The sequence below is a fragment of the Devosia sp. genome (genome assembly GCF_036406155.1).
In the GTDB taxonomy this organism is placed as follows: Bacteria; Pseudomonadota; Alphaproteobacteria; order Rhizobiales; family Devosiaceae; genus Devosia_A.
Window position 1 is genome coordinate 1 of record NZ_DASWVV010000122.1, and the last position, 4,268, is coordinate 4,268.

At 73.1% G+C, this 4,268-nt stretch carries 2 protein-coding genes; both read right to left on the minus strand.

Going from position 1 to position 4,268, the window contains the following annotated elements:
• On the minus strand, nucleotides 1–2,771 hold a 2,771-nt coding region (addA, locus tag VGD93_RS07620; protein WP_395010790.1), incomplete at its 3' end, for a double-strand break repair helicase AddA.
• The coding region (locus tag VGD93_RS07625) for a PD-(D/E)XK nuclease family protein (protein WP_395010792.1) at nucleotides 2,768–4,268 on the minus strand (1,501 nt) is incomplete at its 5' end. The genes VGD93_RS07625 and addA, both read right to left, overlap by 4 nt.

A 4,268-nucleotide genomic window follows, 5' to 3' on the forward strand; every position in this document is an offset into this window, starting at 1 on the left:
ACGCCGGCGGGCGCCGCCGCCGGGGCGGCGGGCGGCCGCTCCCGCGGGTAGAGCATGGCGATCAGCTCGCCGCCGGCATCGCATTGCGTTTCAGCCTCGGGCGCGAGCGCCGACTCGATCGCCTCGTACCACGTGCCGTCGACCCTGGCCTGCCGGGTCAGTGCGCCGGTGACGTAGAGTTCGTCCTCGGCGCGGGTCATGGCGACGTAGAGCTTGCGCCAGTATTCGTCCTGCTGCCGGGCCGCCTCGGCATTGCGCAGCACCAGCGATTCCGGGACGTGCAGGGATTTCGAGGGCGCGTGCAGCAGCAGCGGGCCCGGCGGATCGACCGGCAGGTAGACGGGGCGGGAAGTCTGGCGCGCCTCGGGGCGGCTCGCCGCATCGGCGAGAATGACGATCGGCGCCTCGAGCCCCTTGGCGCCGTGCACCGTCATCACCCGCACGCCGCCCCCCTGCTCGCCGAGTTCGCGCTTGATGGTCACGGCGCGTGCGCGCATGGACGCGAGGAAGCCCTGCAGCGACGGCTGCGGCGTCTGCTCGTGCGCCAGCGCCAGCTCCAAGAACTCGGCAAAGACGTCGTCGACCTCGCCGCCGAAACGCCGGTGGAAGGCACGCAGCCCCTCCTCGGCGTAGAGCACCCTGGCGAAGAATTCGTAGGGACGGCCGAAATCAAGCCGGCCGCGCCAGGCGTGCAGGCGCCCATGGGCCGCGGCCGCGGCGGGCACGGTGCTGGCCTGCAACGCCTGCCAGAGCGTCTGCCCCGGTAAGCGCGGTGCGGCGAGCGCATAGAGCTCGTCCTCGGACAGCCCGAACAGCGGCGAGCGCAACAGGGCCGCGAGCTGCAGGTCGTCGGCCGGGTTCAGCAGCACGTCGCCCAGCGCCAGCAGGTCGAGCACCCCGATATGGCCGGCGACGTCGAGCCGGTCGGCCCCGGGGGTCTGCAGGCCGGCGCGGTGCAGGGCGCGGATGATCTCGTGGAACAGGCTCGAGCGCGACTGCACCAGGATGAGCACGTCGTCCGGCCGCACCGCCCGGCCGCGTGCCCCCAGGGGCCGCCCGGCCCGCACCCAGCCGGCGATCTCGGCGGCCATGCGCTCGGCCACCTGGCGGGCGGCGCTGCGGCTGTCGGGCGGCAGCGCGGTCGGCCAGTTGTGCGGGTCGACGACTTCCTCGGGATCGCGCAGCGGCGGCCACAACGTCACCGTGCCGCCTTCGTCGCGGCGCGCGGGCTTGTGGGCGATGGTCGCTTCCTCGAGCACCGCGGCGCGGCGCCCTTCGTCGCGAAACACCGCGTCGACGGCGGCGAGTACCCCGGGCAGGGTGCGGAAGCTGGTATCGAGCCGCACGCGCTCGAAGCGGCGCTGCGCCGCGAAGGCCTGCAGCTCGTAGCGCATGCCGGAGTCGAGGAAAAGCTGCGGCTCGGCCCCCTGGAACGAATAGATCGACTGCTTGCCGTCGCCAACGGCGAACAGGGTGCGATGACGCTCGATGCCGCCCGGCTCGAAATACTCGGCGACGAGCGCGTCGATGACCTGCCACTGCTCGGGATTGGTGTCCTGGCTCTCGTCGACGAGAATGTGGGCGAGCCCGCCGTCGAGCTTGTAGCGTACCCAGTCGCCCTGCGCGCGGTCGGCGAGCAGGCCGCGCAGTCGCGACACGAGGTCGTCGAAATCGAGCAGCGAGCGCGCCCGCTTGGCGGCCTCGTAGCGGTCGGAGATGGCGCCCAGCACGTCGAGCAGCGACTCGGAGCGCTCGACCAGCCGGGCCCGGCTCAGGCGCGCCCGCAACCGGGCGAGCCGTTCGGCCTCGGCCAACAGGCGGGGCGCCAGCCCCGGCAACCGCACGGCGATCTCCTTCTTGGGGAAATTCGCCGGGATGTTGCCATCCTTGGTCAGGTAGGCTTCGAACAGGTCTTCGGCGGCGAGGACCTCAAGGTTGAGCGCGGCCAGCCGGTCCTCGAAGCGGGTGCCACCCGGCCGCGGCGGGCAGGCGGCGAATAGCTGCTCGTGCTCGGCGCGGCCGAACGGGTAGCGGCCGACGATCTCGGCGCCGATGGCGGCGCTGTCGTCGCCCGGCCTGGCCTTGACCAGCCGGCGCAGCCGCAGCTTGGCGCCGTCGCGGTCGGCGAGGATATGCCGCAGCCTGGCATTCTCGGCGAGGGCAAGGTCGATGGCGCTGCTGATGGCAAAGTCGCTGAGCGCATCGAACAGCACCTCGACCGGCCGCTCCAGCGCCGGATCGCCGTTGATGCCCGCGGCGATCACCTGCTCGCGGGCCGCGAGGATCATGCTCTGGCGCTCGAAATCGTCGAGCACCCGGAAATTGACCGGCACCCCGGCCTCGACCGGGAAGCGATGCAGCAGGCTTTCGCAAAAGGCGTGGATGGTCTGGATCCTGAGCCCGCCCGGGGTCTCGAGCGCGGTGGCGAACAGCGTGCGGGCCCGGGCCAGGGCGGCGGCGTCCGGGGGCGCGTCGCGCAGCGCCGCAAGCGCACCGGAAAGCTCGGCATCGTCGCTCAGCGCCCAGCCGGCCAGCCGCCCCGACAGGCGCTGGCGCATCTCGGCGGCGGCCGCCCGGGTATAGGTGAGGCAGAGGATCTGGTCGGGCGCGACGCCGCTCAGCAGCAACCGCAGCACACGGTCGGTGAGGACGCGCGTCTTGCCCGAGCCGGCATTGGCCTCGACCCAGATCGAGCTGGCCGGATCGGCGGCCTGGCGCTGCAGGTCGAGGATGCGCCGGGGCAGCGGATCGAACAGCGGGCGCTCGCTCATTCGTCCTCTCCGGCGGCGATGGTCCATTCGTCGGTGCGCGCCAGATGGTCGTAGTCGCCGCCATAGCGCCGGGCGGTGTCGGGGCGGATGCGGGCCGCCATCGGCAACTCGCCCAGCAGCAGGGCGTCGACGAGCGCCTGCAGGCGCCGGCCGGCCTCGTCGGCCGCCTCCGGCATGTCGAAGCCGTCGCGCGGCCGGAACGGCGTCGCCACGAGCGCCTCGGGGCCGAGCCCGATCTTGACATAGGTGAGGGCGGAGGCGTCGGCCGCGGCCACCGCGGGGAAGGCGCCGGCGCGCGCCATCGCGGCCTCGAGCAGCAGCTGCGGGGCATCGAACGCCTTCATCGCCTTGGGCGTGGGGATGCTGCCGGTCTTGAAGTCGATGATTTCGAGGCTGCCGTCGTGGAGTTCGTCGATGCGGTCGGCCTTGCCGCTGAGGACGAAGCCGCCGGGCAACTGCCAGCGCCCCCAGATCTCGGCGTGGCGCTGGCGCACCCGGGGCGAGCGCGCGGTTTCGAAGGCCAGGAACTCGGCGGCCGCCCGCTCGAAGCGCTTGAGCCAGATGTCGCGGCGTTCGCCGATGGCGTCGAGCCCGGCGAACGCCGCCTCCGCCATCGCCATGAGGCGGGCGTGGGCATCGGGCGCGGCAAAATCGTGCCCGCCGCCGACGAAGGTGTCGAACACCGCGTGGATCATGGAGCCGCGCTCGCGCGCGTCGGGGATTTCGCCGAGCGGGGCCAGCTTGCGCAGGTGGAGGACGTGCCGCGCGTAGATGTCGTAGGGGGAGCGAAACAGCGTCTCGATCTCGGTCACCGACAGCTTGTGCGGGCGCCGGTCGCGCGGCGGCTTCGGCACCGGCCGGGTGGCCGGAACCGGCGGGCCGGCGACGGCGTCGATGCGGCGGGCCAGTTCGAGCCAATGTGCGCCGCGCGCGCGCATCGGCGCGCCATGGGCCTCCCCGACGAAAGCCTCGAGCCGTTGCAGCAGCCGCGAGGGCAGTGCCGGGGCGGTACCGCGGCGCGCCGAGAAGGCAAGGATGACGGCGCTGTTGCCGAGCGCCATTTCGAAGTCGTGTGCCGCCTGCCCCTGCTGGCGTTCGGGAGGCTCGAGCCCGACGGCCAGCCGCATGCCGCGGCTGAGCCATGGCCCCGGGTCGGCGGCTTCCGGCCAGATATCCTCGTTCAAGCCGGCGAGGATCATCAGATCCGGGGCCATCAGGCGGGCTTCGAGCCGACCCCAGATGGCGATGTCGGAACGGGCGGGAGCGGGATTGGTCACCTTGATGCCGGCCATCAGCGCCGCCAGCACGCCGTCGAGCGCCACCGGCGCCATGGCCGGGCCGGCGTCCTCCAGCGCCCCGAGGTCGCGGGCCCAGGCGCCGAGCTGCTCCATGCCGGGGGCCGTGCTGCCCGGGGCGATGGCGGCGAGCGCGGCATCGAGGGCGGCAGCAAGGGCGGCGGCGGTGAAGGTGGGGCGCTCGGACAGGGCGCGCAGCGGG